The sequence below is a fragment of the Streptomyces sp. NPDC051286 genome (assembly GCF_044455345.1).
Classification (GTDB): Bacteria; Actinomycetota; Actinomycetes; order Streptomycetales; family Streptomycetaceae; genus Streptomyces.
Genome location: NZ_JBITER010000008.1, coordinates 61,924 through 87,826, shown reverse-complemented (window position 1 = coordinate 87,826; position 25,903 = coordinate 61,924). Strand labels below are relative to the sequence as shown.

24 protein-coding genes are annotated in these 25,903 nt (G+C 69.9%); 11 read left to right on the top strand and 13 right to left on the bottom strand.

Annotation, left to right across the window (positions count from 1 at the left end; translation table 11 throughout):
* Positions 1 to 35: 35 nt before the first annotated feature.
* From ACIBB8_RS10920 to ACIBB8_RS10910, 3 genes are all read left to right on the top strand, one after another.
* Positions 36 to 815: an ABC transporter ATP-binding protein gene (locus ACIBB8_RS10920; RefSeq protein WP_398950665.1), complete on the top strand. Its 780-nt coding sequence runs from the start codon at positions 36 to 38 to the stop codon at positions 813 to 815.
* Positions 812 to 3,646, top strand: a complete 2,835-nt coding sequence (locus tag ACIBB8_RS10915; RefSeq protein WP_398950663.1) for an FtsX-like permease family protein — start codon at positions 812 to 814, stop codon at positions 3,644 to 3,646. Before ACIBB8_RS10920 ends, ACIBB8_RS10915 begins: the two co-directional genes overlap by 4 nt.
* 119 nt (positions 3,647 to 3,765) lie before the next feature.
* Complete coding sequence (locus ACIBB8_RS10910; protein ID WP_327245455.1) at positions 3,766 to 4,314, top strand: bacterial proteasome activator family protein; 549 nt, start codon at positions 3,766 to 3,768, stop codon at positions 4,312 to 4,314.
* 202 nt (positions 4,315 to 4,516) lie between these two features.
* Here the strand turns inward: ACIBB8_RS10910 and ACIBB8_RS10905 are convergent, their stop codons facing one another.
* From ACIBB8_RS10905 to pdhA, 7 genes are all read right to left on the bottom strand, one after another.
* Positions 4,517 to 5,503 carry an NAD(P)H-quinone oxidoreductase gene (locus tag ACIBB8_RS10905; RefSeq protein ID WP_398950661.1) on the bottom strand — a complete coding sequence of 329 codons (987 nt, stop codon included), beginning with the start codon at positions 5,501 to 5,503 and terminating at the stop codon, positions 4,517 to 4,519.
* 57 nt (positions 5,504 to 5,560) lie between these two features.
* On the bottom strand, positions 5,561 to 6,691 hold the full coding sequence (locus ACIBB8_RS10900; RefSeq protein ID WP_398950659.1) for a potassium channel family protein: 1,131 nt from the start codon (positions 6,689 to 6,691) through the stop codon (positions 5,561 to 5,563).
* Complete coding sequence (locus ACIBB8_RS10895; RefSeq protein WP_398950892.1) at positions 6,649 to 8,244, bottom strand: molybdopterin-binding protein; 1,596 nt, start codon at positions 8,242 to 8,244, stop codon at positions 6,649 to 6,651. The genes ACIBB8_RS10900 and ACIBB8_RS10895 overlap by 43 nt, the downstream gene beginning before the upstream one ends.
* A 569-nt stretch (positions 8,245 to 8,813) precedes the next feature.
* The gene (locus ACIBB8_RS10890) at positions 8,814 to 9,662 is read right to left on the bottom strand and encodes an NTP transferase domain-containing protein (RefSeq protein WP_398950657.1); all 849 of its coding nucleotides are present in this window, start codon (positions 9,660 to 9,662) and stop codon (positions 8,814 to 8,816) included.
* Between the two features lie 84 nt (positions 9,663 to 9,746).
* On the bottom strand, positions 9,747 to 11,129 hold the full coding sequence (locus ACIBB8_RS10885) for a dihydrolipoamide acetyltransferase family protein (protein ID WP_398950655.1): 1,383 nt from the start codon (positions 11,127 to 11,129) through the stop codon (positions 9,747 to 9,749).
* Positions 11,129 to 12,157, bottom strand: a complete 1,029-nt coding sequence (locus tag ACIBB8_RS10880) for an alpha-ketoacid dehydrogenase subunit beta (protein ID WP_398950653.1) — start codon at positions 12,155 to 12,157, stop codon at positions 11,129 to 11,131. Before ACIBB8_RS10880 ends, ACIBB8_RS10885 begins: the two co-directional genes overlap by 1 nt.
* Positions 12,154 to 13,326 carry a pyruvate dehydrogenase (acetyl-transferring) E1 component subunit alpha gene (gene pdhA, locus ACIBB8_RS10875; RefSeq protein WP_398950651.1) on the bottom strand — a complete coding sequence of 391 codons (1,173 nt, stop codon included), beginning with the start codon at positions 13,324 to 13,326 and terminating at the stop codon, positions 12,154 to 12,156. Before pdhA ends, ACIBB8_RS10880 begins: the two co-directional genes overlap by 4 nt.
* Positions 13,327 to 13,590: 264 nt before the next feature.
* Between pdhA and ACIBB8_RS10870 the strand changes: the two genes are divergently transcribed.
* Entirely contained in the window at positions 13,591 to 14,088 is a 498-nt protein-coding gene (locus ACIBB8_RS10870; protein WP_398950889.1) for an Lrp/AsnC family transcriptional regulator, read from the top strand.
* Positions 14,089 to 14,150: 62 nt separating this feature from the next.
* Here ACIBB8_RS10870 and ACIBB8_RS10865 read toward each other — a convergent pair whose 3' ends face one another.
* Positions 14,151 to 14,921 carry an alpha/beta hydrolase family protein gene (locus ACIBB8_RS10865; RefSeq protein ID WP_398950649.1) on the bottom strand — a complete coding sequence of 257 codons (771 nt, stop codon included), beginning with the start codon at positions 14,919 to 14,921 and terminating at the stop codon, positions 14,151 to 14,153.
* A 41-nt stretch (positions 14,922 to 14,962) separates the two neighbouring features.
* Positions 14,963 to 15,556 carry a TetR/AcrR family transcriptional regulator gene (locus ACIBB8_RS10860; protein WP_398950646.1) on the bottom strand — a complete coding sequence of 198 codons (594 nt, stop codon included), beginning with the start codon at positions 15,554 to 15,556 and terminating at the stop codon, positions 14,963 to 14,965.
* A gap of 123 nt (positions 15,557 to 15,679) precedes the next feature.
* Here ACIBB8_RS10860 and paaN point away from each other — a divergent pair, with 123 nt between their 5' ends.
* On the top strand, positions 15,680 to 17,380 hold the full coding sequence (gene paaN, locus ACIBB8_RS10855; protein ID WP_398950644.1) for a phenylacetic acid degradation protein PaaN: 1,701 nt from the start codon (positions 15,680 to 15,682) through the stop codon (positions 17,378 to 17,380).
* A 188-nt stretch (positions 17,381 to 17,568) separates the two neighbouring features.
* On the opposite strand, the gene ACIBB8_RS10850 is transcribed toward paaN, so the two are convergent.
* From ACIBB8_RS10850 to ACIBB8_RS10840, 3 genes are read right to left on the bottom strand one after another with little or no spacing between them, the layout of a single operon-like run.
* Positions 17,569 to 18,303, bottom strand: coding sequence for a TrmH family RNA methyltransferase (locus tag ACIBB8_RS10850; protein ID WP_398950642.1), 735 nt, complete (start codon positions 18,301 to 18,303; stop codon positions 17,569 to 17,571).
* Complete coding sequence (locus tag ACIBB8_RS10845; RefSeq protein WP_398950640.1) at positions 18,300 to 19,574, bottom strand: HTTM domain-containing protein; 1,275 nt, start codon at positions 19,572 to 19,574, stop codon at positions 18,300 to 18,302. Before ACIBB8_RS10845 ends, ACIBB8_RS10850 begins: the two co-directional genes overlap by 4 nt.
* Complete coding sequence (locus ACIBB8_RS10840) at positions 19,571 to 20,347, bottom strand: DUF5819 family protein (RefSeq protein ID WP_398950638.1); 777 nt, start codon at positions 20,345 to 20,347, stop codon at positions 19,571 to 19,573. The genes ACIBB8_RS10845 and ACIBB8_RS10840 overlap by 4 nt, the downstream gene beginning before the upstream one ends.
* A 115-nt stretch (positions 20,348 to 20,462) precedes the next feature.
* Between ACIBB8_RS10840 and paaA the strand changes: the two genes are divergently transcribed.
* From paaA to ACIBB8_RS10810, 6 genes are all read left to right on the top strand, one after another.
* The gene (gene paaA / locus ACIBB8_RS10835) at positions 20,463 to 21,578 is read left to right on the top strand and encodes a 1,2-phenylacetyl-CoA epoxidase subunit PaaA (RefSeq protein WP_398950636.1); all 1,116 of its coding nucleotides are present in this window, start codon (positions 20,463 to 20,465) and stop codon (positions 21,576 to 21,578) included.
* On the top strand, positions 21,575 to 21,865 hold the full coding sequence (gene paaB, locus ACIBB8_RS10830; protein WP_398950634.1) for a 1,2-phenylacetyl-CoA epoxidase subunit PaaB: 291 nt from the start codon (positions 21,575 to 21,577) through the stop codon (positions 21,863 to 21,865). The genes paaA and paaB overlap by 4 nt, the downstream gene beginning before the upstream one ends.
* Entirely contained in the window at positions 21,862 to 22,563 is a 702-nt protein-coding gene (gene paaC, locus ACIBB8_RS10825) for a 1,2-phenylacetyl-CoA epoxidase subunit PaaC (RefSeq protein WP_398950632.1), read from the top strand. The genes paaB and paaC overlap by 4 nt, the downstream gene beginning before the upstream one ends.
* Positions 22,557 to 23,063 (top strand): 1,2-phenylacetyl-CoA epoxidase subunit PaaD, encoded by a 507-nt coding sequence (paaD, locus tag ACIBB8_RS10820; RefSeq protein WP_398950630.1) that lies wholly within the window; start codon positions 22,557 to 22,559, stop codon positions 23,061 to 23,063. Before paaC ends, paaD begins: the two co-directional genes overlap by 7 nt.
* The gene (locus tag ACIBB8_RS10815; protein ID WP_398950627.1) at positions 23,064 to 24,122 is read left to right on the top strand and encodes a 2Fe-2S iron-sulfur cluster-binding protein; all 1,059 of its coding nucleotides are present in this window, start codon (positions 23,064 to 23,066) and stop codon (positions 24,120 to 24,122) included. It begins immediately after the preceding gene.
* Between the two features lie 187 nt (positions 24,123 to 24,309).
* On the top strand, positions 24,310 to 25,497 hold the full coding sequence (locus ACIBB8_RS10810) for an acyl-CoA dehydrogenase family protein (protein ID WP_398950625.1): 1,188 nt from the start codon (positions 24,310 to 24,312) through the stop codon (positions 25,495 to 25,497).
* A 52-nt stretch (positions 25,498 to 25,549) separates the two neighbouring features.
* On the opposite strand, the gene ACIBB8_RS10805 is transcribed toward ACIBB8_RS10810, so the two are convergent.
* Positions 25,550 to 25,894, bottom strand: a complete 345-nt coding sequence (locus ACIBB8_RS10805) for a rhodanese-like domain-containing protein (protein WP_366690159.1) — start codon at positions 25,892 to 25,894, stop codon at positions 25,550 to 25,552.
* Positions 25,895 to 25,903: the final 9 nt, after the last annotated feature.

Genomic DNA, 25,903 nt, shown 5'->3' with positions numbered 1-25,903 from the left:
CCGAGCTCAGACCTTCCAAGGGGGAACCACCCACCATGTCCTCGCGCGCCCCGTCCCGACCCGTGTCCTCGTCCGGTTCGCCACTGCCGGTCGACGCACCGGTGCTCGAACTCCGAGCGCTCACCCGCACCCACGGCACCGGCGTCGCCGAAGTGCACGCCCTGCGCGGCATCGATCTCTCCGTGCACACCGGTGAACTCGTCGCCGTGATGGGCCCGTCCGGCTCCGGCAAGTCCACCCTGCTGACCATCGCGGGCGGTCTCGACACCGCTTCCAGCGGCCAGGTCATCATCGAGGGCCGGGACATCGCCGGCCTCGGCCGCAAGGGCATCGCCGCCCTGCGCCGCCGCAGCGTCGGCTATGTCTTCCAGGACTACAACCTGATACCGGCACTCACCGCAGCCGAAAACATCGCCCTGCCGCGCGAACTCGACGGGGTCTCCGTGCGCAAGGCCCGCACGGAGGCGCGGGAGGCGCTGGAGGAGCTGAACCTCCTGGAGATCGCCGACCGGTTCCCGGACGAGATGTCCGGCGGCCAGCAGCAGCGCGTCGCGATCGCCCGCGCGCTGGTGGGGGACCGGCGCCTGGTACTCGCCGACGAACCGACCGGAGCGCTCGACTCCGAGACCGGCGAGGCGGTGCTCGCGCTCCTGCGCAACCGCTGTGACCAGGGTGCGGCCGCTGTGATGGTGACGCACGAGCCGCGGTACGCCGCCTGGGCCGACCGGGTCGTGTTCCTCCGGGACGGTTCGATCGTCGACCAGACGCTCACTACCGACGCCGCCTCGCTGCTGGCCGCCGAGGGCGCCCGGTGAGCATCTTCACGGGCTGGCGCGCCGCCCTCCGCGTAGCCAGGCGCGACGCGATGCGCGCCAAGGGCCGCAGCGCACTGGTCGTCACGATGATCGCTGTCCCGGTGCTCGGCGTCACGGCACTCGATGTGACGTACCGCAGCATGACGCCGACCACCACCGAGGCCCTGACCAGTGAAATAGGGTCCGCCGACGCGCTGTTCAGGGACCAGATGATGGGACCCATCGAGCAGCTCCCCGACGCGAGCACCTACACGAACCTCGACGACGTACTCCCCGCGGGGAACGGCGACCCGGTCGACATCAGGACGACGTTCCCCAAGGGGTCGCGGGCGGTAAGCATCCAGTCCGTCCCGGCGAGTGTCACCACCCGGTACGGCGTCACGAACACCGACATCGTCGAGATCCGGACGTCGGACAGCATGCTCCGCGGCAAGATCGACCTCGTACGTGGCACCTATCCGCACGGCATGGGGGAGATGGCCGCCACCGAGCCGTTCCTGAAGGCGACCGGGCTGTACCTCGGCTCAACCACCACCGTGCGCAACTCCGGCCGGAAGTACACCATCACCGGTGTGGTCGAGCTGCCCAGCGAGCTGAAGACCAAGGCGCTCTACGCCGACCCCGGTGCGGTCATCGCGCCGTGGAAGGACGGGTCCGACCACGACAAGAAGGTGCTCCCGCCGAACGCCGGGTCCACGGACTGGCTGGTCAAGGGCCCCGCAGGGGTGGGCGTGACCTGGCCGCACATCATGGAGGCCAATAAGAAGGGCGTACTCGTCACGTCCCGGCAGGTCGTCCTCGACCCGCCGCCGGACTCCGAGGTCCCGCTGGCCGCCAGAAACCCCGGCATCACCGAAAACGGATCCGAAGAGCTCAGCACGGCATTCATCACCGTGGTCGCCATGGCGGTCCTGGAGATCGTGCTGCTCGCCGGACCGGCCTTCGCGGTCGGTGCGCGCCGCTCCCGCCGCCAGCTCGGCCTTCTCGGCACCTGTGGCGGAGACCGGCGCCATGTCAGGGCCGTGGTGCTCGGCGGCGGTCTCGTGCTCGGTGGCATCGGGGCGATGACGGGTGTCGTGGTCGGCCTCGGACTCACCGCGGCTCTCCAGCCCGTGATCGAGAACTGGGCCGGACACCGGTTCGGCTCCCTCTCGATGCCCCCGCTGGAGTTGCTGCTCATCGCCGTGATCGGCCTGATCACCGGCCTGTTGGCGGCATTCGCCCCAGCGATCGTGGCAAGCCGGCAGTCCGTATTGGAGTCCCTCACCGGACGGCGCGGCGTCCGCCGTTCCTCACGGCTGCTGCCCATCCTGGGCGCCTGCGTGCTGACTTGCGGTGCCGCGATCGCCCTCTACGGCGGCACCAGCGGGAATTCGGCGCTGGTCGCCGGCGGCTCGATCGTCGCGGAACTCGGGCTGCTCGCCTGCATCCCGGTGATCGTCGGTTCCCTGGGGCGGCTCGGCAGGTGGCTGCCTCTCTCGCCCCGGATGGCGCTGCGGGACGCGGCCCGCAACCGAGGTCGTACCGCTCCCGCCGTGGCCGCGGTGATGGCGGCCGTCGCGGGTTCGGTGGCCGTCGCCACGAACATGTCCAGCTACTCGGCCGAGGTGGAGTACAACTACGTTCCGTCGCTCACCAAGGGAACCATCGTCGTCGCGTCCTCCGCGGATGCGGTAGAACGCCTTCCGCTGGCACGGGCAGCGGTGGAGCGGAACATGGCCGTCAGCAGCGGACACGCGGACTTCCGGCGGGTCTGGGCAGGCAGCGACTGCAGCGTGTACGAGGAGAACCACTGCGGCTCGCTGGAACTGGTCAAGCCCGCCGACAAGGCCCACAGCTGCCCACTCACCCGCAAGGGAGCCAAGGAACTCGCCGCGCGGCTTTCCGCCGACGAACACAAGAAGCTGATGCATTCCCCTGCCTGCCTCACCGACCTGATGGCGTGGGGTCTCTTCAACGCCGACGAGCACAACATCGTCGTCGCGGACGCGGCCCTGCTCGACACGTATGTGAAGCTCGACGACCCCGCAGCCGCCAAGGCACTGGCCGCGGGAACTCCGGTGCTGCTCAACCCGGTGTACGCGGAGAACGGCGAGGTCACCGTCAAGGCGGTCCACCAGTACAGCGAGAAGGACGCGAAGAACCGAAAGCTGCACCCGGGCGAGGCGCGGACCACCACGGACAAGCTGAAGGTGTACGTGGCCCCCGCGAAGTACGCCGCCACCCCCGGAATACGCATGATCCTTCCGGAGAGGACCGCGGAGCGGCTCGGCCTGCACACCAGGGCAACCGGGAGCGTGTACGCCGTCGCCCACACGCCGACGGACGCCGAGAACCAGCGGGTGTCCGCTGCCATGGAGCAGTCCGGCGGCGGCATCTGGGTGCAGTCCGAATCCGGCCCCAGCCAACGGCAGAACACCATACTGCTGATCCTGACCCTGTTCGCCGGCACCGTGACTCTGGGCGCCGCCGCGATCACCACGGGCCTCGCCAAGGCGGACGCGGAAGCCGATCTGAACACCCTCAGCGCCGTGGGTGCGACTCCGAGCATGCGGCGGAAGCTGTCCGGCTTCCAGTGTGTGGTGGTGGCGCTCACGGGTGTGGTGCTCGGCACACTGGCGGGCCTGGTGCCCGCGGTGGCACTGCGCCTCATCGATTTGCGGGAAGCGCTGAAGGTGATGCGGCTCAATCCCACGCAGTCGGCGTACACGCCGATCGTGCTGCCCTGGGCGACCATCGGTGTGCTCGTCGTGTGCATCCCGCTGCTGGCCGGGGTGCTCGCGGCGGCGTTCACGCGGTCGCGTCTGGCGCTGGCACGGCGGGCCGGATGACGAGACGTGCGATGAGATCAATGACCTGACCGGCTGATTCGGTGCCCCCAAAAACGGTGGATCAACCGTTTGCGGGGGCACCACCGTGTTGTACAGCAGGCGTGCGAGACAATGACGCCATGGAGATGCCGAGGAATGAACGGTCGCAGGAGCACCCCCAAGTCCTCGTAGTGGGACAGGACGGCATGGCGATCGGCGGCGGTGGCACTGACGACGAATCGCGTGAGGTCCCAGTGACAGAAATGGTCGAACAACCCGCAAAGGTCATGCGCATCGGCAGCATGATCAAGCAGCTCCTGGAAGAGGTCCGGGCGGCTCCTCTCGACGAGGCGAGCCGGGTCCGGCTCAAGGAGATCCACGCAAGCTCCGTGAAGGAGCTGGAGGATGGCCTCGCCCCGGAGCTGGTGGAGGAACTTGAGCGGCTCTCGCTGCCGTTCACCGAGGAGTCGGTGCCCTCCGAGGCGGAACTCCGGATTGCGCAGGCTCAGTTGGTCGGCTGGCTGGAGGGCCTCTTCCACGGCATCCAGACGGCGCTGTTCGCCCAGCAGATGGCGGCCCGGGCGCAACTGGAGCAGATGCGTCGCGCCCTGCCGCCGGGCAGCGGTCACGAGGACGATGACGGCGCGTCGGACGCGCACGGGGCGATCCGCTCGGGACCGTACCTGTAAGCCCGTACACCTTTTCCACCTATCTACTGCCCCTGCCGGCAGGCTTTGCCCGCCCCACCCCAGGACGTCCGGCCGCCTTGCGATCGCACGCACTGGACGACGCTCCTCATGGGGCACACATGGCCGGTCACAGCACTGCGCACGGACGGACTGCGGGGCCAGGCACACGAATTCGTGTGCCTGGGCCCGCTGTCCGTATGGCTCAGGCTGCCGGCGTCCGCAGAAGCACCTTGCCGATGTGCACACTGGACTCCAGCACCCGGTGGGCCTCCGCCGCGTCGGACATCGGCAGGGTACGGTCCACGACCGGCCGGACCACACCGCTGCCGATCAGCGGCCACACATGCTCGCGCACGGCGGCGACGATGGCGGCCTTCTCCGCAAGGGGGCGTCCGCGCAGCGACGTCGCGGTGACGGCAGCCCGCTTGTTCAGCAGGACGCCCAGATTGAGCTCGCCCTTGACGCCGCCCTGCAGACCGATGATGGCGAGTCGACCGCTGACGGCAAGCGCCTTCACATTCCGGTCCAGGTACTTCGCGCCGACGATGTCGAGGATGACGTCCGCGCCCGCCCCGTCCGTCGCCTTGAGCAACTCCTCGACGAAGTCCTGCTCCCGGTAGTCGATCAGGATGTCGGCCCCGAGCTCCGCGCAGCGCGCCAGCTTCTCTGGCCCGCCCGCCGTCACCGCGACCCGCGCGCCCACGGCCTTGGCGAGCTGGATCGCCATCGTGCCGATACCACTGGACCCGCCGTGCACCAACAGCGTCTCGCCGGGGCGCAGATGGGCCACCATGAAAACGTTCGACCAGACGGTCGACGTCACCTCGGGCAGCGCCGCGGCCACCGTCAGGTCGATGCCGTCCGGTACGGGGAGCAGCTGTCCGGCGGGTACGGCGACCTTCTCCGCGTATCCGCCGCCCGCCAGCAGCGCACACACCTCGTCGCCGACGGACCAGCCGACGACACCGGGGCCGATTTCCGTGATCCGGCCGGAGCACTCCAGACCGGGGTAGGGAGACGCGCCGGGCGGCGGGTTGTAGAAGCCCTGCCGCTGGAGCACATCGGCGCGGTTGACCGCGCCGGCCACGACCTCGACGAGGACCTCGCCCTCGCCGGGTACGGGATCGGGGACCTCGGCCCATACGAGCGCGTCGGGGCCACCGGGTTCGGGGATCGTGATCGCATGCATGGCGGCGAGGCTACTCCGTGACGTCGTCACGCCGGGCGAAGAGAAACGCCCGAGCCGTCACGCCCCTTGCCGGCGCGGCGTGTTCAGCGGCGGGGTGTCCGACACACGCACGATGGTGATCAGCCGGTCCGTCAGCTGCAACGGGCTGGCCGCCGGATCGTCGTAACCGAGCAGCCGGTGACCACGCAGCACGCTGACGACCAGGTCGTCGGTCTCCCGGACGCTCTTGCCGACCTCGGCCTTTATCACCGGCCGTTCGACGAGATCGAGGCCGCTGCCCTGCTGGATCAGGTCCTCCATCACCGTGCCCGCGCTCGGGCTGAGGACCGAGAGGCCCAGCAGCCGGCCCGCGGCACTGGCGCTGGTGATCACGGCGTCGGCGCCGGACTGCCGCAGCAGAGGTGCGTTCTCCTCCTCGCGCACCGCCGCGACGATCTTCGCGCCACGGTTGAGCTGCCGCGCCGTCAGCGCGACCAGCACCGCCGTGTCGTCACGCTGGGTGGCGATGATGATCTGACGCGCCTTCTGGAGTTCGGCCCGCAGCAGCACCTCGCTTCGCGTCGCATCCCCGACGACGCCCACGTAACCTTCGGCATTCGCTGCCTCGATCACCTTGTTCGCCGGGTCGACGATCACGATCTGTTCCTTCTTCAGACCGGTGGCGCAGAGCGTCTGGATCGCCGAACGGCCCTTCGTACCGAAACCGACGACAACGGTGTGGTCACGCAAGTTGGTTCTCCAACGGTTCAGCCGGAAGTCCTCCCGGGTCCGCTCCGTCAGGACCTCCAGGGTGGTGCCGACCAGGATGATCAGGAAGAGCACGCGCAGCGGTGTCACGAGCACCACGTTGGTCAGCCGTGCACTGTCGCTGTACGGAGTGATGTCGCCGTAGCCGGTGGTGGAGAGGGTGACCGTCGAGTAGTAGATGGCGTCGAGCAGGTCCACCGATTCATCTGCGCTGTCGTGGTAGCCGGAGCGGTCGGCCCAGACGATCAGCACCGTGGCGGCCAGGACTATCAGCGCCATCAACAGCCGTTTGGCCACCTGTCGGAGCGGCCTGTCGACGACACGACGCGGAAGCATGATCCGGGTGGGGACGACATGCTCGTCGACCCGCCTGGCCATCGCGTCGTGGCCGGGAAGTTTCACGTGAAACACCCTTCCGTCCATGGCGTCGCCGTGGCCCACGGTAGATCGAGGATCTCCACCTCGGTGCCGGACCGTACCCCGCCCGGCGGCACGACCGCCAGCCCGTCGGCGGCGGCGATCCCACGGAGCATGGCCGGACCGTTGTAGTGCAGCGGTACGACGTGTTCGGAGCCCGAGCCCGCACCGACCCGGTGCACGACAGGGACCAGGCGGGTGTCGTGCGGGTGCCCGTGCACCTCGTCGCGCACGACGACCCGGTACGGAACCTCCACCGGCTGGCCGGCCAGCCCGCGCAGCAGGGGCTCCGCGAGCGTGAGGAGGCCGGAGACGGCGGCGAGGGGGTTGCCGGGCAGCCCGACGAGATACGGGCCCCCGGAGGTCAGCCGGGTCAGCAGCATCGGGTGACCGGGGCGCACGGCGACGCCGTCGACCACCAGCTCCGCGCCGATCTCGGCGAGGACGGGATGGACGTGGTCGACGGGGCCTGCCGCAGTACCGCCGGTGGTGATGACGAGATCGGCGTCGCAGGTGGTGAGGGCATGCCGGAGGGCCTCACGGTCGTCGCCGAGGCGTTGCGGAGCGGAGACCTCGACGCCCATCGCCCGGAGCCAGGGGCCGATCATGGGCCCCAGGGCGTCCCGGATCAGCCCGTCGTGCGGCAGACCGGTGGTGAGCAGTTCGTCCCCGAGGACGAGGACATCGACGCGCGGGCGGGAGACCGTCAGCAGCTCGTCGTAACCGGCAGCGGCGGACAGCCCGAGGACGGCAGGCGTCACCATCGTTCCGGCGGGCAGGAGTTGATCACCGGAACGGCATTCCTGGCCACGCGGCCGGATGTCCTGCCCGGGAACCACCTGGCGCTGCGCGTACAACAGCCCCTTGGCCTCGTCGGCGTGAGCGTGTTCGCTCCGGATCACAGCGGTGGCATTGGCCGGGATGCGGGCGCCGGTGGCAATCCGTACGGCATCACCGTCGGGAAGCAGCGCGGGCACACTGTGCCCGGCCAGAATGCACAGCCCTTGCCCGCCGTCCTCGCCTCTTCGGAGAGTCCAGGGCCCGGGTCCGGCAACGACCCAGCCGTCCATGGCGGAGGTGTCGAAGGACGGCAGATCGGCGAGTGCGGCGAGCGGCTCGGCGAGTACGCGTCCGATGGCCCGGTCGAGGGTGAGCCGCAGAGTGCGGGGCGAGGCGGACCGCCCGGCCCGCGCGGCGAGAGCGCGGGCCTCGCCCCAGGCGGTGGCATGCCTGCGCTGAACGTCGGCGCGTCGGTCGCGGGCACGCGGATCGCGGGCGGATTCGGTGCCGGGGCAGTGGCTGGGGGGCTGCCGACCGGGGGCACGGCCGGGGCTGTGGCCGGCACCGTGGTCAGTGCCCTGGTGAACACTCGGGCCAGGACCGGGACCGGGGCTCTGAACGGGGTCCGGGTCCGATCCCTGCCCGGGTCCTTGGCCAGGGACGTGGTCAGGGCCGTGGTCAGGACTCTGGCGCGGGCCCGGACCGGATCCCTGCCGGGGACTCTGTTCCGAGAACCCGGCCCGGGACTGTGGCTGAGCCACGGAGTGGGGCCCACGCGGGGAGCGGCGTCCGACCAGCGCGAGCGCCTGCTCGACAGCCCTGTCCTCCGCGGCGGCGCGGGCCCGCTCAGCGGCACAGCCCTCCGCGGCGGCACCGGCCCGCTCGGCAACGCGACCCTCCCCGGCCTCACGGACCTCCGCGGCGGCACCGGCCCGCTCAGCGGCACAGCCCTCCGCGGCGTCACCGGCCCGCTCGGCAACGCGACCCTCCCCGGCCTCACGGACCTCCGCGGCGGCACCGGCCCGCTCAGCGGCACAGCCCTCCGCGGCGGCACCGGCCCGCTCGGCGTTCGGGGCCTCATCCTCCGCACGAGCCTGAGCAGTCGCCGAGGCAGCCTCTGCGACACCGGCACCCGAGACCGCCTGAGCCTCTCCTGCGACACCGGCGCGGCCGGCACCCGCGGCAACCCGGTCCTGACCCGCTGCAATGGCCTGGCCGGCGGCCGGAGCCTTCGCGGCGGCACCGATCTCCCCCGAGGTCGGGACGGCGGACTGGTCCTCCCCCGGGCGTCTGCTCCCCGGATCCGGAGGGGGTCCGGGGGTCCAGTCGTCGGCCGCGCCCCCGTCGGCCTTGCGTGTGGGCGTCGTCACGGCGTCTCGGCCTCGTCCGCCCAGCGAAGAGCGAGCGCGGCCGCCTTCCGGGCGGCTTCCGCCACGGCCTCGGCTCCGCCGCCGTCGCCGCTCGCCTTCGCCGCCGCGTACCCGACCAGGAAGGTCGTCAGGGGCGCGGCGGGCCGGGCCACACCGTGGGCGGCATCACGGGCGAGGTCGAGCAGGACGTCGGTGTCGACGTCGAGTTCGATGCCCAGTTCGTTCTTGACTGCGGTGATCCATTCGTCCAGCACGGTCCCATGCTCTCTGATATGGGCCCGTGCTGCGGAAATGTCATCCCAGGTGTCGCAGTCGAAGGAGGCGAGCGGATCGGCCTCGACGCGGGCGAGGTCCAGTTCGTGCGTCAGCAGGCGCAGCGGGAGCCCGGCCAGACTGCCGTGCTCGGCGGCCAGCAGGGCCAGCTCGCGACGGAGCGGCTCGGAACGGTAGACGGCGACCAGCGGTTGGTCCCGCCCGTCCTGATCCACGCACAGCGCTCCGTCACGCTCCCCTTGAGCAGCTGCGGCCAGCAGTTCCTCGACCGTACTCTCCCCCAGGAACGGCAGATCGGCGGAGAGCACGAGCAGATGCCCGGCCGTCGTGAGCCGCACCCCGGCACCGAGCGCCGCCAAAGGCCCGCCGCCCTGCGGCTCCTCGCGCGCCCAGGTCACTGGGCGTACGGTGGGCCGCCGACCGCCCACCACGACGGTGGCTGCGGCGTCCGGGCAGGCGGCCAGCACCCGGTCGAGCAGCGCCCGGCCGCCCACCCGCAGGGCCGGCTTGTCGGCACCCCCGAGGCGCTTGGCGGCCCCTCCGGCAAGGACGATGGCGTCATACACGGTCATGCCCCGAGTATGAGTGCCACACGCTCCCGTTGAACCTCCCCGCGCCCTTCCTCCTCGCCCTCCTCGGCTTCCTCTCCTCTTCTTCTACAACGTGCGCAGCAGCAGCGCAGGCTGTTCCACGCAGTCGGCCACGTATCGCAGGAAGCCGCCTGCCGTGCCGCCGTCGCAGACTCGGTGGTCGAAGGTCAGCGAGAGCTGAACGACCTGGCGCACAGCCAACTCACCCTGGTGCACCCACGGTTTGGCCACGATGCGGCCGACACCCAGCATGGCCGCCTCCGGGTGGTTGATGATCGGCGTCGAACCGTCGACGCCGAACACCCCGTAGTTGTTCAGCGTGAACGTGCCGCCGCTCAGATCCGCCGGGGTCAGCTTCCCCGTCCGGGCAGCCTCGGTCAGCCGGCCGATCTCGGCACCGATCGACTCCACGTTACGGTCCTGCGCATTCCGCACGACAGGGACGACGAGCCCCCGGTCGGTCTGGGCCGCGAACCCCAAATGGACATCGGGCAGCCGCACGATCTCCCGCGCGTCCAGGTCCACCGTGGAGTTGAGCTCGGGGAACCGGGCCAGCGCAGCCGTGCAGATACGGGCCAGCAGGGCGAGCACCGACACCTTCGGCACCGCAGCCGGACCGCCGACGCCGTTCATCGCGGCTCTCGCGGCCATCAGCTCGGTGGCGTCCGCGTCGACCCAGCACGTGGCATCGGGTATCTCGCGCCGGCTGCGTGCCAACTTGTCGGCGACCGCGCCCCGTACACCGCGCAACGGAATCCGCTCACCGGCGAGCGCACGGGCAACCGAAGGAGCCCCCGATACCGGGGACGACGCCGGGACTGCGGACGCAGGAGCCGACCCCGCTGTTCCGCTCGCCGCCGCCCTGATGGCGGAGTCGACATCGGACCGGAGGATCAGACCGTCCCGCCCCGACCCCGTCAGCTGCCGCAGGTCGAGATCATGCTGCCGCGCCAGCTTCCGGACCAACGGCGAGATGACTGCCACCGGCCCCGGCTCCTCACCGGGAAAAGCCGCGGGGACCGCCCCTGCGACAGTCCCCGGGGCCGGCTCCGTCGCAGGCGCCGTCGCAGACCCGGCACCGGAGACCGCCTCGGGCCGAACCCGCCGGCGACGCGCCGCCGGTGCCCCCGTCCCGTACCCCACCAGCACATTGCCGGACGACTCGGCCTCCGCAGCCCCATCAGCAGAGGGTTCTCCCGCAGTGGACCCGACCGCCACCGTCAACAACGGTGCCCCGACCGGAAGTTCCGTGCCCTCCTCGCCGAACCTGGCGGTCACCACGCCCCCGTAGGGGCACGGCACCTCCACCATCGCCTTGGCCGTCTCGACCTCGACGACCGGTTGGTCGATGGCGACCACGTCGCCGACCTCCACCAGCCAGCGCACGATCTCCGCCTCGGTCAGTCCTTCGCCGAGGTCGGGCAGCTTGAATTCGAGCACCTGGGTCATCAGCTCTCCGCCTCCCACTGCAGCCGTGCGACCGCGTCGAGCACCCGGTCCACGCCCGGCAGATGGTGCCGCTCCAGCATCGGCGCCGGATAGGGGATGTCGAATCCGGCGACCCGCAGCACCGGCGCCTCCAGGTGGTGGAAGCAGCGCTCGGTGATCCGGGCGGCGATCTCCCCACCGGGGCCGCCGAAGCCGGACGACTCATGGACGACGACCGCGCGACCGGTGCGCCGCACCGAAGCGGCAACCGTCTCGTCGTCGAACGGGACCAGCGAGCGCAGATCGACCACTTCGAGGTCCCAGCCCTCCTCGACGGCCGCTTCCGCGGCCTCCAGGCAGACGGGCAGGGACGGCCCGTACGTGATCAGCGTCGCGCTGCGCCCAGGGCGGCGGACGACGGCCCGCCCGATCGGTTCGACGGCCACCGGCGCCTCCGGCGACCAGGCCGCCTTCGACCAGTACAACCGCTTCGGCTCCAGGAAGACCACCGGGTCGTCGGAGGCGATCGAGGCCCGCAGCAGCCCGTACGCGTCGTCGACCGTGGCGGGCGTGACGACATGCAGGCCGGGCGTGGCCATGTAGTACGCCTCAGACGAGTCGCTGTGGTGCTCGACCCCGCCGATCCCGCCGCCGTACGGCACCCGCACCGTGATCGGCAGCGGCATGGCACCACGGGTCCGGTTCCGCATCTTGGCAACGTGGCTGATGAGCTGCTCGAACGCCGGGTAGGCGAACGCGTCGAACTGCATCTCCACCACGGGCCGCAGCCCGTACATCGCCATACCGACAGCCGTCCCGAGGATGCCCGCCTCGGCCAGCGGCGTGTCCGTACAGCGGTCCTCGCCGAACTCCTTCGCCAGCCCGTCGGTGATCCGGAAGACCCCGCCGAGCGTGCCGACATCCTCACCGAGGACATGCACCGTCGGGTCCTCGGCCATCGAGTCACGCAGCGCACGCCCCAGAGCCTGCGCCATGGTGGCTGGCTTGGCCTTCTCCGTCTGCTCGCCGGTCATAGCCGCCGTCGTCATCGCCTTCCCTCCGCACCACGTGGGCCGCTCTGGCCGTGGTGGTCCTGCTCGGCGTCGAGCTCGACCCGCAACCGGGCCGCCTGCTCCCGCAGTTGCGTGGTCTGTTCCGCGTACACATGGGTGAAGAGGTCCATCGGGTCGAGCACCGGATCGGCGTTCATCCGCTCACGGAGCCCGGCTGCCATCCGCTCCGCGGCCGCGCGCGCCTCCTCGATGCCGTCTTCAGCGAGCAGCCCGCGCCCGGTCAGCTCCCTCTCCAGAAGCTGTATCGGGTCGTGCGCCCGCCACGCCTCCACCTCGCTGTCGACGCGGTAGCGCGTGGCGTCGTCGGCGTTCGTATGGGCATCCATCCGGTACGTCACAGCCTCGACGAGCGTCGGACCGCCTCCGGCCCTGGCCCGCGCCACCGCCTCGCCGAGCACCTGATGCACCGCGGCCACGTCATTGCCGTCGACCAGCCGGCCCGGCATCCCGTACCCCACGGCCTTGTGCGCCAGCGACGGCGCGGCCGTCTGCTTGGCCAGGGGCACGGAGATGGCAAAGCCGTTGTTCTGGACCAGGAAGACCACGGGGGCCCGCCAGACGGCCGCGAAATTCAGCCCCTCGTGGAAGTCGCCCTCGCTGGTCCCGCCGTCGCCGACCATGGCGAGCGCGACCACGTCGTCGCCGGCCAGCCGCGCCGCGTGCGCCAGGCCCACGGCGTGCGGGAGCTGGGTCGCGAGCGGGGTGCAGAGCGGGGCGATGCGGTGCTCGCGCGGGTCGTAACCGGTGTGCCGGTCCCCTCGCAGCAGGGTCAGTGCCTCGACCGGATCGACACCGCGCGCGACCGCCGCGAGGGTGTCGCGGTAGCTGGGAAAGAGCCAGTCACACTCTTCCAGCACCAGCGCCGCCGCTATCTCGCAGGCCTCCTGCCCGGTGCTGGAAGGGTAAACGGCAAGTCGGCCCTGCTTGGTGAGGGCAGTCGCCTGTGCGTTGTATCTCCGGCCGCGCACCAGCTCGGCGTAGAGCCGCAGGAGCAGCTCCGGGTCTGCGTCGGCCGCGGCGTCCGTACCGAGCACGCGGTACGGCTCGGGGTCCGGGAGCAGCGGCGCGGGGTCGGTGAGCGGCTTCCAGGCCGGGGGCGGCGTGGGCCGGTAAGCAGCCGCGCCGGGCAGCTCTTGGACCGTCATGACAAGCACCTCCTGGCATCGAGGGGTATCGAGCGGCAACCGGCGATATCGAAGGATCACCCGATATCGAGGTGTGGCTGAATATGTCGAAATGTCGAGCACGTACCGAGGCGCAGATGTGGTGTGCCTCACCTACCGATTGTTCGGTCGCGAACGCATTTTGGCTACAGGCACCGCCAGCCTGTGGACAAACGGTTCTCCACAGCCTGGGATAGGGGCAGGTCGTCCAGGACAAGGAGGCGCGAGGACATGGCAGCTGAACAAATGGCCGACGGAGCCGAGGACCCCGGCCGGGTTCTGCCCGCGCGGCCGCTCGACGCCATCGACCGCGATATCCTCCGGCTGCTCCAGACGGACGGCCGCGCCTCGATACGGGCGGTGGCCGACCGCGTCCACGTGTCGCGCGCCAATGCCTACGCCCGGATCAACCGGCTCATCGACGACGGGGTGATCCGCGGCTTCAGCGCGCGGGTGGACCATGAGCGGGCGGGGCAGGGCGCCTCCGCGTACATCACGCTCAAGATCGTCCAGAACACCTGGCGAACGGTGCGCGAGCAGCTCCAGGCGCTGCCGGGGGCTACCCACATCGCACTGGTCAGCGGCGATTTCGACGTACTTCTGCTCGTGCACACACCGGACAACCGGTCGCTGCGCGAGCTCGTCCTGACCAGGATCCAGGCCATCCCCGAGGTGCTCTCCACCCGCACGCTGCTGGTGTTCGAGGAGACGGACCTGGCCCCGGGCCCCGAGCGCCCCACCTAGGGCGTGACCGGCAACGTTTTCCCCGACGGGGCAAAGCTTGCCGGGAGGGACACCAGGGCCTCTCACGAACCGTACTTCTTGAGGAACGCCCGTACCGCGGCCCAGTTCTCCTGGCTGGTGAGCAACGCCACTCCGTGCTCACCGGCGCCCTTGACGTAGATCAGCTTGTGCTCCGCCGACCTGGTGCTCGCCCGGTTCAGCGTCTTAGCGTCGTCCCCGAAGTACTCGTCGTACTCGGCGGCCATGTAGAGCACCGGCGCGGTCAGCTTGGGCACGGCGCCCAGCGCGTTCATTCCGGAGTACAGCGTCGGCGCGGAGAGCGACACCACCGCGTCCGGCTGCGGCTGCAGTTCCGGCGCCGCGGTGAGCACGGCGGTACCGCCCTTGGACGCTCCCATCAGCAGCAGCTTCTTCGCGCCCTTGCCGCGCAGATACCCGGCCGCCCCGACGATCTCGGAGACCTCCTGGCCCACCGAATTGACCGCGAGCACCTGATAGCCGGCCCGGTGCAACTCGTCGGCCTTGTCCTTCCACTGGCAGGCGGTGCCGTCGGACTGGTGGGCCAGCACGATCCCCGCGCCTGTCCCAGTGCCACTCGCACCGCCGGGCATATAGCCACCGGTCTCAGTGGAGTCGGCGGACTCGAAGGTGATGGACGCCGCCTCGGCCTCGGCCGATGTCAGACAGCCGAAGTCATCAGGCTGCCGGGCCACCTCACTCGCGTCCGCCCCCTTCTCGGCATCGCTGCCGCCCCCTCCGCAGCCGGTCAGCGACACGGCGGCAAGCAACGTGACAGCACACAGGAACCCGGGAACACGAGGGAAGGCAGCCATGCCGAAGGATGGTGGTCTGGACCTGTCCTGCCGTCAACGGTTCAGCGGTCGGAACGCATCCCCTCGAAGGCCAGCTGGACGACCGTGTCCGCCAACTGCTCCCCCTCTGCGTCGCCCCCCGGCTGCGGCCGGTACCACTCCACCAGAGAGTTGATCATTCCGAAGAGCAGCCTCGTCGCCAACCGTATGTCCATGTCGGAGCGGAGATCTCCGTCCGCGACGGCCGCCTTCAGCAGTTCGGCCACCCGCTGGTCGAACTCACGCCGGCGCTCCATGGCCCAGCGCTCGGCCTTCGTATTGCCCCTTACGCGCAGCAGCAGCGTGACGTAGGGCAGTTCGGCTATCAGCACCTCGACGGTACGTCGCGTGACGTACTCGACCCGCACGATGGCGCGCCCGTGCGTCGCACCCGGCTCGTCGAGAATCCCGAAGAGCCCGTCCAGCGCCCGGCTGACCGCACGCCGCAGCAGCTCCTCCTTGCCCGCGACGTGGTGATAGATGGACGATTTGGAGATACCCGCCGCCTTGGACAGGTGCTCCATGGACGTGCCGTCGTAACCGCGCTCGTTGAAGACACGGACGGCGACGGTGAGGAGAGTCTCCGGGGTGTACGTGTCCCGCTTGGCCGTGGTCATGTCCGCGATCCTCCCCTACGAGTTGTCCACAGGTTTCGTGGGGCCCCTTGTCCCGACCGATCGTTCGGTTACTCTAACTCTGTCCGCCCGTCCCTGCCCAGCTCGATGAGGAGTTGGTCCGCCATGGCCGCCGAGCTCTCCCCGCACCTGCTGTCCGAGAAGCACCGCCCCACGCTCGACCAGGCCCTCGACGCGATCCGCACGCGCGCGTACTGGTCCCCGCACCCCGAGCACCCGAAGGCGTACGGCGAGGGCGGTGCACCGGGCAGCCTGAGCGCCGCCGAGGGCAAGGCCGCCTTCGACGCCGTACTGCACGCCCGGCTCGACCTCGGTCAGCCGGGCACCGACGGCTGGACGGGCGGCGAGACCTCACCCTACGGACCGGAGCTCGGCGTCGAGTATCCGCACGCCGACCTGGATGTGCTGCTTCCGGCGATGCGCGCGGGAATGGCAGCGTGGCGCGAGGCGGGGCCCGAGACCAGGGCACTGGTCTGTCTGGAGATCCTGGCGCGCATCAGCGCCCGCACCCACGAGTTCGGCCACGCCGTGATGCACACCAGCGGTCAGGCGTTCATGATGGCGTTCCAGGCGGGCGGCCCGCATGCCCAGGACCGCGGCCTGGAGGCGGTGGCGTATGCGTACGAGGAGCAGATCCGCACCCCGCGGACGGCGGACTGGTCCAAGCCGCAGGGCAAGCGCGATCCGCTGCAGCTGCACAAGACGTACATCGCGGCGGGCCGCGGCATCGCACTGCTGATCGGCTGCAACACCTTCCCCACGTGGAACGGCTATCCGGGACTGTTCGCCTCTCTCGCCACGGGCAATCCCGTCCTGGTGAAGCCGCACCCGCGCGCCGTGCTCCCCCTGGCGCTCACGGTGCAGGTGGCCCGCGAGGTACTGAGCGAGGCCGGCTTCGACCCCAATCTCGTCTGTCTGGCCGCCGAGCGTCCGGGCGAGGGCATCGCGAAGACCCTGGCGGTCCGCCCCGAGATCAAGATCATCGACTACACCGGGTCCACCGCCTTCGGCGACTGGCTGGAGACCAACGCCCGCCAGGCACAGGTCTACACGGAGAAGGCGGGGGTCAACACGATCGTCGTCGACTCCACCGACGACTACCGCGGCATGCTGTCCAACCTGGCGTTCTCCCTCTCCCTGTACAGCGGCCAGATGTGCACCACCCCGCAGAACCTGCTGATCCCCCGGGACGGCATCACGACGGACACGGGCGACAAGACGTACGACGACGTGGTGGGCGACATCGCAGCCGCGGTCACCGGTCTGCTCGGCGACGATGCCCGGGCGAACGCGCTGCTCGGCGCGCTGGTCAACCCGGATGTGAAGGCCCGCCTGGAGGCCGCGGCAGGGCTGGGCGAAGTCGCCTTGGCCTCAAGGGAGGTGGCCAACCCGGAGTTCCCCGACGCAGTGGTCCGCACCCCGGTCATCGTGAAGCTCGACGGCACGAAGCCGGACAACGAAGCGGCGTATCTGTCGGAGTGCTTCGGACCGGTGGCATTCGCGGTCGCGGTCGACTCGACGGCGGACGCTGTGGAGCTGCTCCGCCGCACGATCCGTGACAAGGGCGCGATGACGGTCGGGGCGTACACGACGTCACCGGAGGTGGAGCGCGCGGTGGAGGAGGTCTGCCTGGACGAATCGGCCCAGCTCTCGCTGAATCTGACGGGCGGGGTGTACGTCAACCAGACCGCGGCGTTCTCCGACTTCCACGGTTCGGGCGGCAACCCTGCGGCCAACGCGGCCCTGTGCGACGGAGCGTTCGTATCAAATCGCTTCCGCATGGTGGAAGTCCGCCGCCAGGCCTGACACAGCCCGCCCCGCTCCTCCCGGCTCCAGCCCCTCGGCGTCTCTTGAGCTCCTCCGGCGTTTGAGGAGCGGGGCCCGGGGGGCGGAACCCCCATTTCGGGAAGGGCGCCCGCTACGGGCAGGGGCGCGAGAAGCCCGCCGCAGGCGCCACTCCGCCGCCCCGCCCGCGCAGTGGGGCACCCCCGGCCTCAGCCCGCTCCCACGCCCCTCGAAATATCCGCATACCGCTGCACCCACGCATGCATGGCAATGGCCGCCGCGGCCCCCGCGTTGATCGACCGCGTGGATCCGAACTGCGCAATCGAGCACACCATCGCCGCGTGCTTACGCGCCTCCTCGGTCAGCCCCGGCCCCTCCTGCCCGAAGAGCAGCACACAGCGCCGCGGCAGCTCGGTCCGCTCCAGCGGCACCGCCCCCGGCAGATTGTCGATCCCGATGATCGGCAGCCCTTCGGCCGCCGCCCAGGCGGTCAGATCCGCCGTGTCGGGGTGATGCCGCACGTGCTGGTACCGGTCGGTGACCATCGCACCGCGCCTGTTCCACCGCCGCCGGCCCACGATGTGGATCTCCTTGGCGAGGAAGGCATTCGCAGTCCGCACCACCGACCCGATATTGAAGTCGTGGCCCCAGTTCTCCACCGCTACGTGGAAGTCGTGCCGCCGAAGATCCAGATCGGCGACGATCGCCTCCCTCGTCCAGTAGCGGTACTCGTCACCGACATTGCGCCGGTCGCCCTGGGCGAGCAGCTCGGGGTCGTACCGCTCGCCCTCGGGCCAGGGCAGCGGATGCGGCCCGACGCCGATCTCCGCCCCGAATCCGTCGTCGTACTGCAACGCCTCCGCGGACTGCTCACCGACCCCGAGGCCATCGGCCGACGGACTCTCACTGCTACTGCTCCTACTGCTGCCGGTATCACTGCTCACCCGACGAGCGTATGGCCACTGCTTCCGCTGTGCTGCGGTACCTCCTCCTCGCCGCCCCGCTGCTGCTCGGGCACCCGGCCCGTGCGCGAGAACAGCAGCTGCCGCCCGAGCGTCACCCGGCCGCCCAGCCAGACCAGGAAGACCGTCGGCAGAAAGACGGAGTCGGCGGCGATCATCGCCATCGAGAAGAAGGGCAGCCCCAGCAGCAGAGCGATGCCCGCGTGCTCACACATCATGGCGACGAGCAGGACGTTCTTGACGCGCCGGTTGAAGAGAGTGAAGGGGAAGGCGACCTGCACGATGACCGTGCCGTACGTCAGCACCATGACCATCACGCCGTTGGACGCGAGAAGGTGCGACAGCGCGGGCCACGGGGTGAAGGAGTCGAGATTGAGCGGGTAGTACAGCGCCGTGCCATCCTGCCAACGCGATCCCTGGACCTTGTACCAGCCCGCGGTCGCGTAGATCAGACAGACCTCGGCCATGATCACGACGAGAATGGCGTTGTGCGCGAGGTTGGCGAGGACATCGAGCAGCGTGCGTGGTTCGCTCTGCGGCGCGTAACGGTTCACGGCCCACCAGACACCGTGCCCGATCCACAGCACCCAGAAGAGAGTCGGCAGCCACCAGGTGCCACCGAGGCCGTCCGTCGCCGTAGCCACAACAAGGACCAGGCCGAGCACAAGCCACAGAATCGTCCCGGCGACATTCAAGGCCGGCCGGGCGCCTCCCGCCCCCGGCTCCTGCTCCGACTTCGACTCGCCGTCCGCCCCTGACTCCGTACGGCGTACCCGCGCCGCACGTCGCGCATCCAGCGACCAGACCTGCCCGCAGCGCGTCAGCACGAGGTAGATCGCCATCAGATGGACGACGTTGTCCCCGCCGTCGCCCAGAAAGACGCTGCGGTTCTGCAGCGAGAGCACACCGACCATGAAAAGGACGGACATTGCCCGGGTGTGCCAGCCGACCATCAGCAGCGCGGCGGAAAGCAGGACGACCGCATAGACGATCTCGAACCAGGCCGTGCTGTCCGACCACATGAGCACCGAGAAGGACTCGTTACCCGATATGAGCTGCTTCGCCATGTCCCAGCGCCATGGGGCGTCGGGACCGTACATCTCATGGCGGTGCGGCAGCTCACGCAGCAGGAACAGCAGGTACGTGGCGGAGAAACCGATCCGGACAACGGCGCTCTGATACCGGCCGAGAGCCGAGGAGGTAATGCGCTGCACGCCGCTGGCGAACTTGCGGCCGGGGGGAGCCGTACTCACTTGACCGCCTCCTTGGCGTTCCCGGGGAGATCGGCGGGGGTGACGGTCCACCACGGCAGCACCCGGTAGTTCGGTTTGGTGCTGATCTTCTCCGTGCTCCACGGCGGCGCGGAGACGGAACACACCTCGGATCGGACCTGGATGCGCTCGACGGTGCCGCCGTAGTCGTGCTCGCCGAGGCGCAGCATCACGATGCGGCGGATATAGCGCTCGGAGAGATCGCCGCGCAGTCCGTTAGGGCGGTTCTGGATGTCGTGGGAATTGAGATAGAAGTCCCAGGCACGGCGGAGCTCGTTCTGGTGGATGTGACTGGGGAGGAGATTGCCTCGTATCCCTCTGCTGTCCTCGGCCGAGAGACTCATCCACGGGGTGGTGCGACGTCCGTCGGGACCAGCTATCTCGGCCCGCACGTGCACAGCGACGTTCTGCTGGAGCGGATTGGGCGCGAAGAGCTTCCAGTTCTGCTCGAACTCGGGATAGACCCAGTCGTCGACCGCTTTGCCGTGCTGCTTGGTCAGCGTGTTGGACGGGGCGACGTGCAGAAACACCATGGCCAGATGGGTGCAGGCAATCATACCGATGACCGATAGCGCGATGGCGGCCACGATCTGGTACGGACGGGACAGTCCGGCGATACCGGAACGCACCGGCGCGGGAGGTCCGGCGGATTCAGCGGGCGGTGTCGTACGAAGACGCCGGTCCGAACCCGGATCCACCCCCGGACCACCGCTCCCGTTCCCGTCTCCGACGCCCCTGTCGTCGTACGAATCCATCCCGCCCCGATCCCCGTCGATCCCCGGTCAGTTATCCACAGGGTTGACACCCTACGGGCCACCGACTCACCATTGAAGCCATTGAACCGAACGATCGGTCGGTAGGGAGCCCGGGATGGCGGCAGCGACTACGGACCAGACAGCGCAGGGCCAGGCGCGAGGGACCCGGCAGGCGACAGCAGGTGGGTTCGATGGGCCGGCGGGGGCGGACGCGGCTCAGCAAGCAGCCTTCGACGCCGCGGTGGCGGCCGACGAGCGCATCGAGCCGCGCGACTGGATGCCGGACGCGTACCGGGCCTCGCTGGTCAGGCAAATGGCCCAGCACGCCCACTCGGAAATCATCGGCATGCAGCCCGAGGCCAACTGGATCAGCCGCGCACCCTCGCTGCGCCGCAAAGCGATCCTGATGGCCAAGGTGCAGGACGAGGCGGGACACGGGCTGTATCTCTACAGCGCGGCGGAAACGCTGGGGACGAGCCGTGAGGAAATGCTCGACAAGCTCCACGCGGGCCGCCAGAGGTATTCGTCAATCTTCAATTACCCCACGCTGACCTGGGCGGATGTCGGCGCGATCGGCTGGCTGGTGGACGGCGCCGCGATCACCAACCAGGTGCCGCTCTGCCGCTGCTCGTACGGCCCGTACGCACGAGCCATGGTCCGTATCTGCAAGGAGGAGTCCTTCCACCAGCGCCAGGGGTACGAGCTGCTGCTCACCCTCGGCCGCGGGACCCCGGAGCAGCGCGAGATGGCGCAGGATGCGGTGAACCGCTGGTGGTGGCCGTCCCTGATGATGTTCGGCCCGCCGGACGACGCATCGGCGCACTCGGCGCAGTCGATGGCCTGGAAGATCAAGCGGCACTCCAACGACGAGCTGCGGCAGCGATTCGTCGACATCTGTGTCCCGCAGGCCGAGGCGCTGGGGCTCACCCTCCCGGACCCGGACCTTCGGTGGAATGAGGAGCGCGGACACCACGACTTCGGGGCGATCGACTGGACGGAGTTCCAGGAGGTCCTGAAGGGCAACGGCCCGTGCAACGAACAGCGCCTCACACAGCGGCGCCGGGCACACGAAGAGGGCGCCTGGGTCCGCGACGCGGCGGCTTCGTACGCGCTCAAGCACCCCGCACCGACCCGCCACGCCCACGCACCGGCCCGCATGGCAGAAGCAGCACACGCGGAAATGTCCCAGCCAGACATGCACACCTCACCGAACGCGGAGGCGACGGCATGAGCAGCTCGACCGACTGGCCGCTCTGGGAAGTGTTCGTGCGCTCGCGGCGCGGCCTCTCCCACACCCACACGGGCAGCCTGCACGCCCCGGACGCCGAGATGGCCCTGCGCAACGCCCGTGACCTGTACACACGCCGTTCCGAGGGCGTCTCCATCTGGGTGGTGCCATCCACGGAGATCACGGCCTCCTCGCCGGACGAGAAGGACTCGTTCTTCGAGCCGGCGGGCGACAAGCCCTACCGGCACCCGACGTTCTACGAGATCCCGGAAGGGGTGAAGAACCTGTGACCGCGTCCCTTGCCCTCGGCGACGACGCGCTGGTGCTCTCGCACCGGCTGGGGGAGTGGGCGGGCCACGCGCCCGTGCTGGAGGAGGAGGTGGCCCTCGCCAACATCGCCCTGGACCTCCTGGGACAGGCCCGGATGCTGCTCTCGCTCGCCGGGGACGAGGACGATCTGGCATTCCTGCGCGAGGAGCGCGCCTTTCGCAACGTCCAGCTGGTCGAACAGCCCAACGGCGACTTCGCCCACACCATCGCCCGCCAGCTTTACTTCTCCGTCTACCAGCGAGGGTTGTACGAGCAACTGGCAGCCGGCGGAGGCGACTTCGCCGGGCTGGCCGCGAAGGCCGCCAAGGAGGTCGCGTACCACCAGGACCATGCCACCCACTGGACGCTGCGGTTGGGCGACGGCACGGAGGAGAGTCATCAGCGGATGCAACGCGGGGTGGATGCGCTGTGGCGGTTCACCGGTGAACTGTTCCAGCCGGTCGAAGGAGTGGAGATCGACTGGCCTTCGCTGCACACCGACTGGCTGGCCACCGTCACCGGCGTCCTGCAGCAGGCGACGCTGACGGTGCCGACCGGTCCGCAGTCCGGGGCCTGGGCGGCCGGGGCAGGACGGCAGGGCATCCACACGGAACCTTTCGGGCGGATGCTCGCCGAGATGCAGCATCTGCACCGCAGCCACCCGGGGGCGTCGTGGTGACCGGCACGCTGCTGGAAGAGGAGGTGCGCAGGCTCGCGGGGTCCGTGCCCGACCCCGAGCTGCCTGTGCTCACCCTGGAGGAGCTGGGCGTGCTCCGCGGAGTGGAGGTGCTCGCCCCGGGCAAAGTCACCGTCCGCCTCACCCCGACGTACACCGGCTGCCCGGCGATCGAGGCCATGTCGGCCGATATCGAGCAGGTGCTGCACGACCACGGCATATCGGGGGTCTCCGTGGTCACTGTGCTCGCACCGGCCTGGTCGACCGACGACATCAGCGCAGAGGGGCGGCGCAAGCTCGCCGAGTTCGGCATAGCACCCCCGCGCCCGCATGATGCCGCCACCGGGTCCGGCGGACCGGTGCCGCTCACCCTCTCGGTGCGCTGCCCGCACTGCGGCTCCACGGACACGGAGCTGCTGAGCCGGTTCTCCTCCACCGCCTGCAAGGCGCTGCGCCGCTGCGCGAGCTGCCGTGAACCGTTCGACCACTTCAAGGAGTTGTAGATGTTCCATCCGCTCCGGGTCCGAGCGATCGAGCGGCTGACCGACGACTCGGTGGCCGTGACCTTCGCGGTGCCCCCCGAGCTGCGCGAGACCTTCCGCCACAAGGCAGGGCAGCACCTCAATGTGCGCTACACGGTCCAGGGCGAAGAAATCCGGCGTTCGTACTCGATCTGCACCCCTGCCGCCGATGCCCCAGCCGATCCCGAGCTGAAGGTGGGCATCCGCCTGGTCGACGGCGGCGCGTTCTCCACGTACGCCCTCAAGGAACTCGCCGTCGGCGACCAGGTCGAGGCGATGCCCCCGATGGGACGCTTCGTGCTCACGCCGCGCGCCGGTCACTACGCGGCGATCGTCGGCGGCAGCGGCATCACCCCGGTGCTGTCGATCGCGTCGACTCTGCTGGCCCGTGAGCCCGAGGCCCGGTTCTGTCTGATTCGGAGCGACCGGACGGCTGCCTCGACGATGTTCCTGGACGAGGTCGCCGACCTCAAGGACCGCTACCCGGACCGCTTCCAGCTGGTGACAGTGCTCTCCCGCGAGGAGCAGCAGGCAGGTCTCCCGTCCGGCCGGCTCGACCGGGAGCGGCTGACCGGGCTGCTGCCCGCGCTCCTGTCGGTGGGAGGGGTGGACGGCTGGTATCTCTGTGGGCCGTTCGGCCTGGTCCGGGCGGCAGAGGGTGCGCTGCACGGCCTCGGTGTCGACCGGGCCCGTATCCACCAGGAGATCTTCCACGTCGACGACGGCCCAACCGCTCCCGCCCGCACACGGGTCGAGGCGCCCGCACACAGCACGCTCACCGCGACGCTGGACGGACGCTCGGGCAACTGGCCGGTCCAGGAAGGCGAATCGCTGCTGGAAACGGTCTTGCGCGGCCGCTCCGACGCTCCGTACGCCTGTAAGGGCGGGGTGTGCGGGACGTGCAGGGCGTTCCTGGTCTCGGGCGAGGTCCGGATGAACCGCAACTTCGCGCTGGAGCCGGAAGAGACAGGGGCGGGCTATGTGCTTGCCTGCCAGTCGCATCCGCTCACACCGGAGGTGGAACTCGACTTCGACCGCTGACCTCTCGGATCACTCGGATCCCACCGAGTTCGATTGGATCTCCTCGTAACCTCCCCGAATCTCCTCGGATCTCCGGGTCTCCCGGACCGCCGCACCCTTCCCCTGTTCCCTTCTCATAGAACCTGTTCTATCTTGACGACCCGTCAGGTCCTGTTAAGCGCACAGCGGTTCGCGGGAGGTCAGTGCAGTGGACTTCACCTTCACCGAGGAGCAGCAGGCAGCCGTCGAGGCGGCAAGGGCGGTCTTCTCGGGCGTTGAGCCCGACGGAGTGCCCAGCCCCGCGCTCACTCCCGGAACGGTGGCCGAGGACATCGACCGGTCCGTGTGGGCGAGGCTGGCCGCAGGTGACCTGCTGAGCCTGACGCTGGCACCGGAACACGGCGGGGCCGGGCTCGACGTGGTCGCGCTCTGCCTGGTCCTGCGCGAATCGGCGAAGGTGCTCGCCCGGGTGCCGCTGCTGGAGACCTGCGCGGTCGCGATGACGATCCAGCAGCACGGCGACCGCGGCCTGGCAGCCGAGCTGCTGCCCCGAGTCGGCCGGGGCGAGCTGGTCCTCACCGTCGGCGCCAACGGCCGCACCGGCCACGATCCGGCCGAGCTCGCCGTCACCGCCCGCCGGGACCTTGCGGGAAAGGCCGGCCAGGACCAGGACCGGTCCAGCGGCGAGGACGGCGAAAGCGCGGGCTGGGTGCTCGACGGAGTGCAGTCGGGGGTGCCGTGGGCCCAGTCCGCGGACTGGATCGCGGTGCCCGCCCACACGGACGAGGGCCTGGCCGTGCTGGCACTGGTACGCCGCACGGCCGAGGGCGTCGCACTCACCGAACAGGTCTCCACGAGCGGTGAGTTGTTCGCCGAGGTCCAGCTGGACACGGTACGGATCGAGAACAGCGCGCTGATCAGTGCGCCGGGTGCCTGGGAGTGGCTGCGCACCCTGCTCACCACCGGAACCTGCGCGTTCGCGCTGGGTCTCGGCGAGGCCGTGCTCGCCATGACAAGCGAATACACCGGAAAGCGCGAGCAGTTCGGGTATCCCGTCGCGACGTTTCAGTCCGTCGCTGTCCAGACCGCGGACCGGTACATCGATCTGCGGGCCATGGAAGTGAGCCTCTGGCAGGCGGCCTGGCGAATCTCCACCGGTGCGCCCGGAACGCTGCCCGTCGCGGGCGATGTCGCGGTGGCGAAGATCTGGGCGTCGGACGGGGTCCGTCGGGTCGTGCAGACCGCCCAGCATCTGCACGGCGGCTTCGGCGCGGACACCGACTACCCGCTGCACCGCTTCCACGCCTGGGCGAAGCAGATCGAGCTGTCGCTCGGCCCCGCAGCGATGCACGAGGAGGCACTGGGCGACCTGCTGGCCGCCCATCCCCTCGGCTGAGACCCCGGGCCCGCTCCGGCTCCCACCGGCGCGAGGGAGGATCCCCGCCGAATCAGAGAACGAAGGCCGGGTTGCCGTTGTCCGTGACCATCGGGCGCCCGGCACCGTCCCAGGCGAGCATCCCGCCGTCGACGTTCACGGCGTCGATGCCCTGCTGCACCAGGTATTGAGTGACCTGGGCGGACCGGCCGCCGACCCGGCACATCACATGCACGCGCCGACCGTCCTCCGCCGCCTCGGTCACCTCACCGAAGCGGCCGACGAAGTCACTCATCGGAATGTGCAGGGCACCGTCGACATGCCCCGCCGCCCATTCGTCGTTCTCCCGGACGTCCAGCACAAGGCCGTCCGACGGCACCGCCGCGACATCCACCGAGGGCAGCGGGGCGAAATTCATGGGTCATGC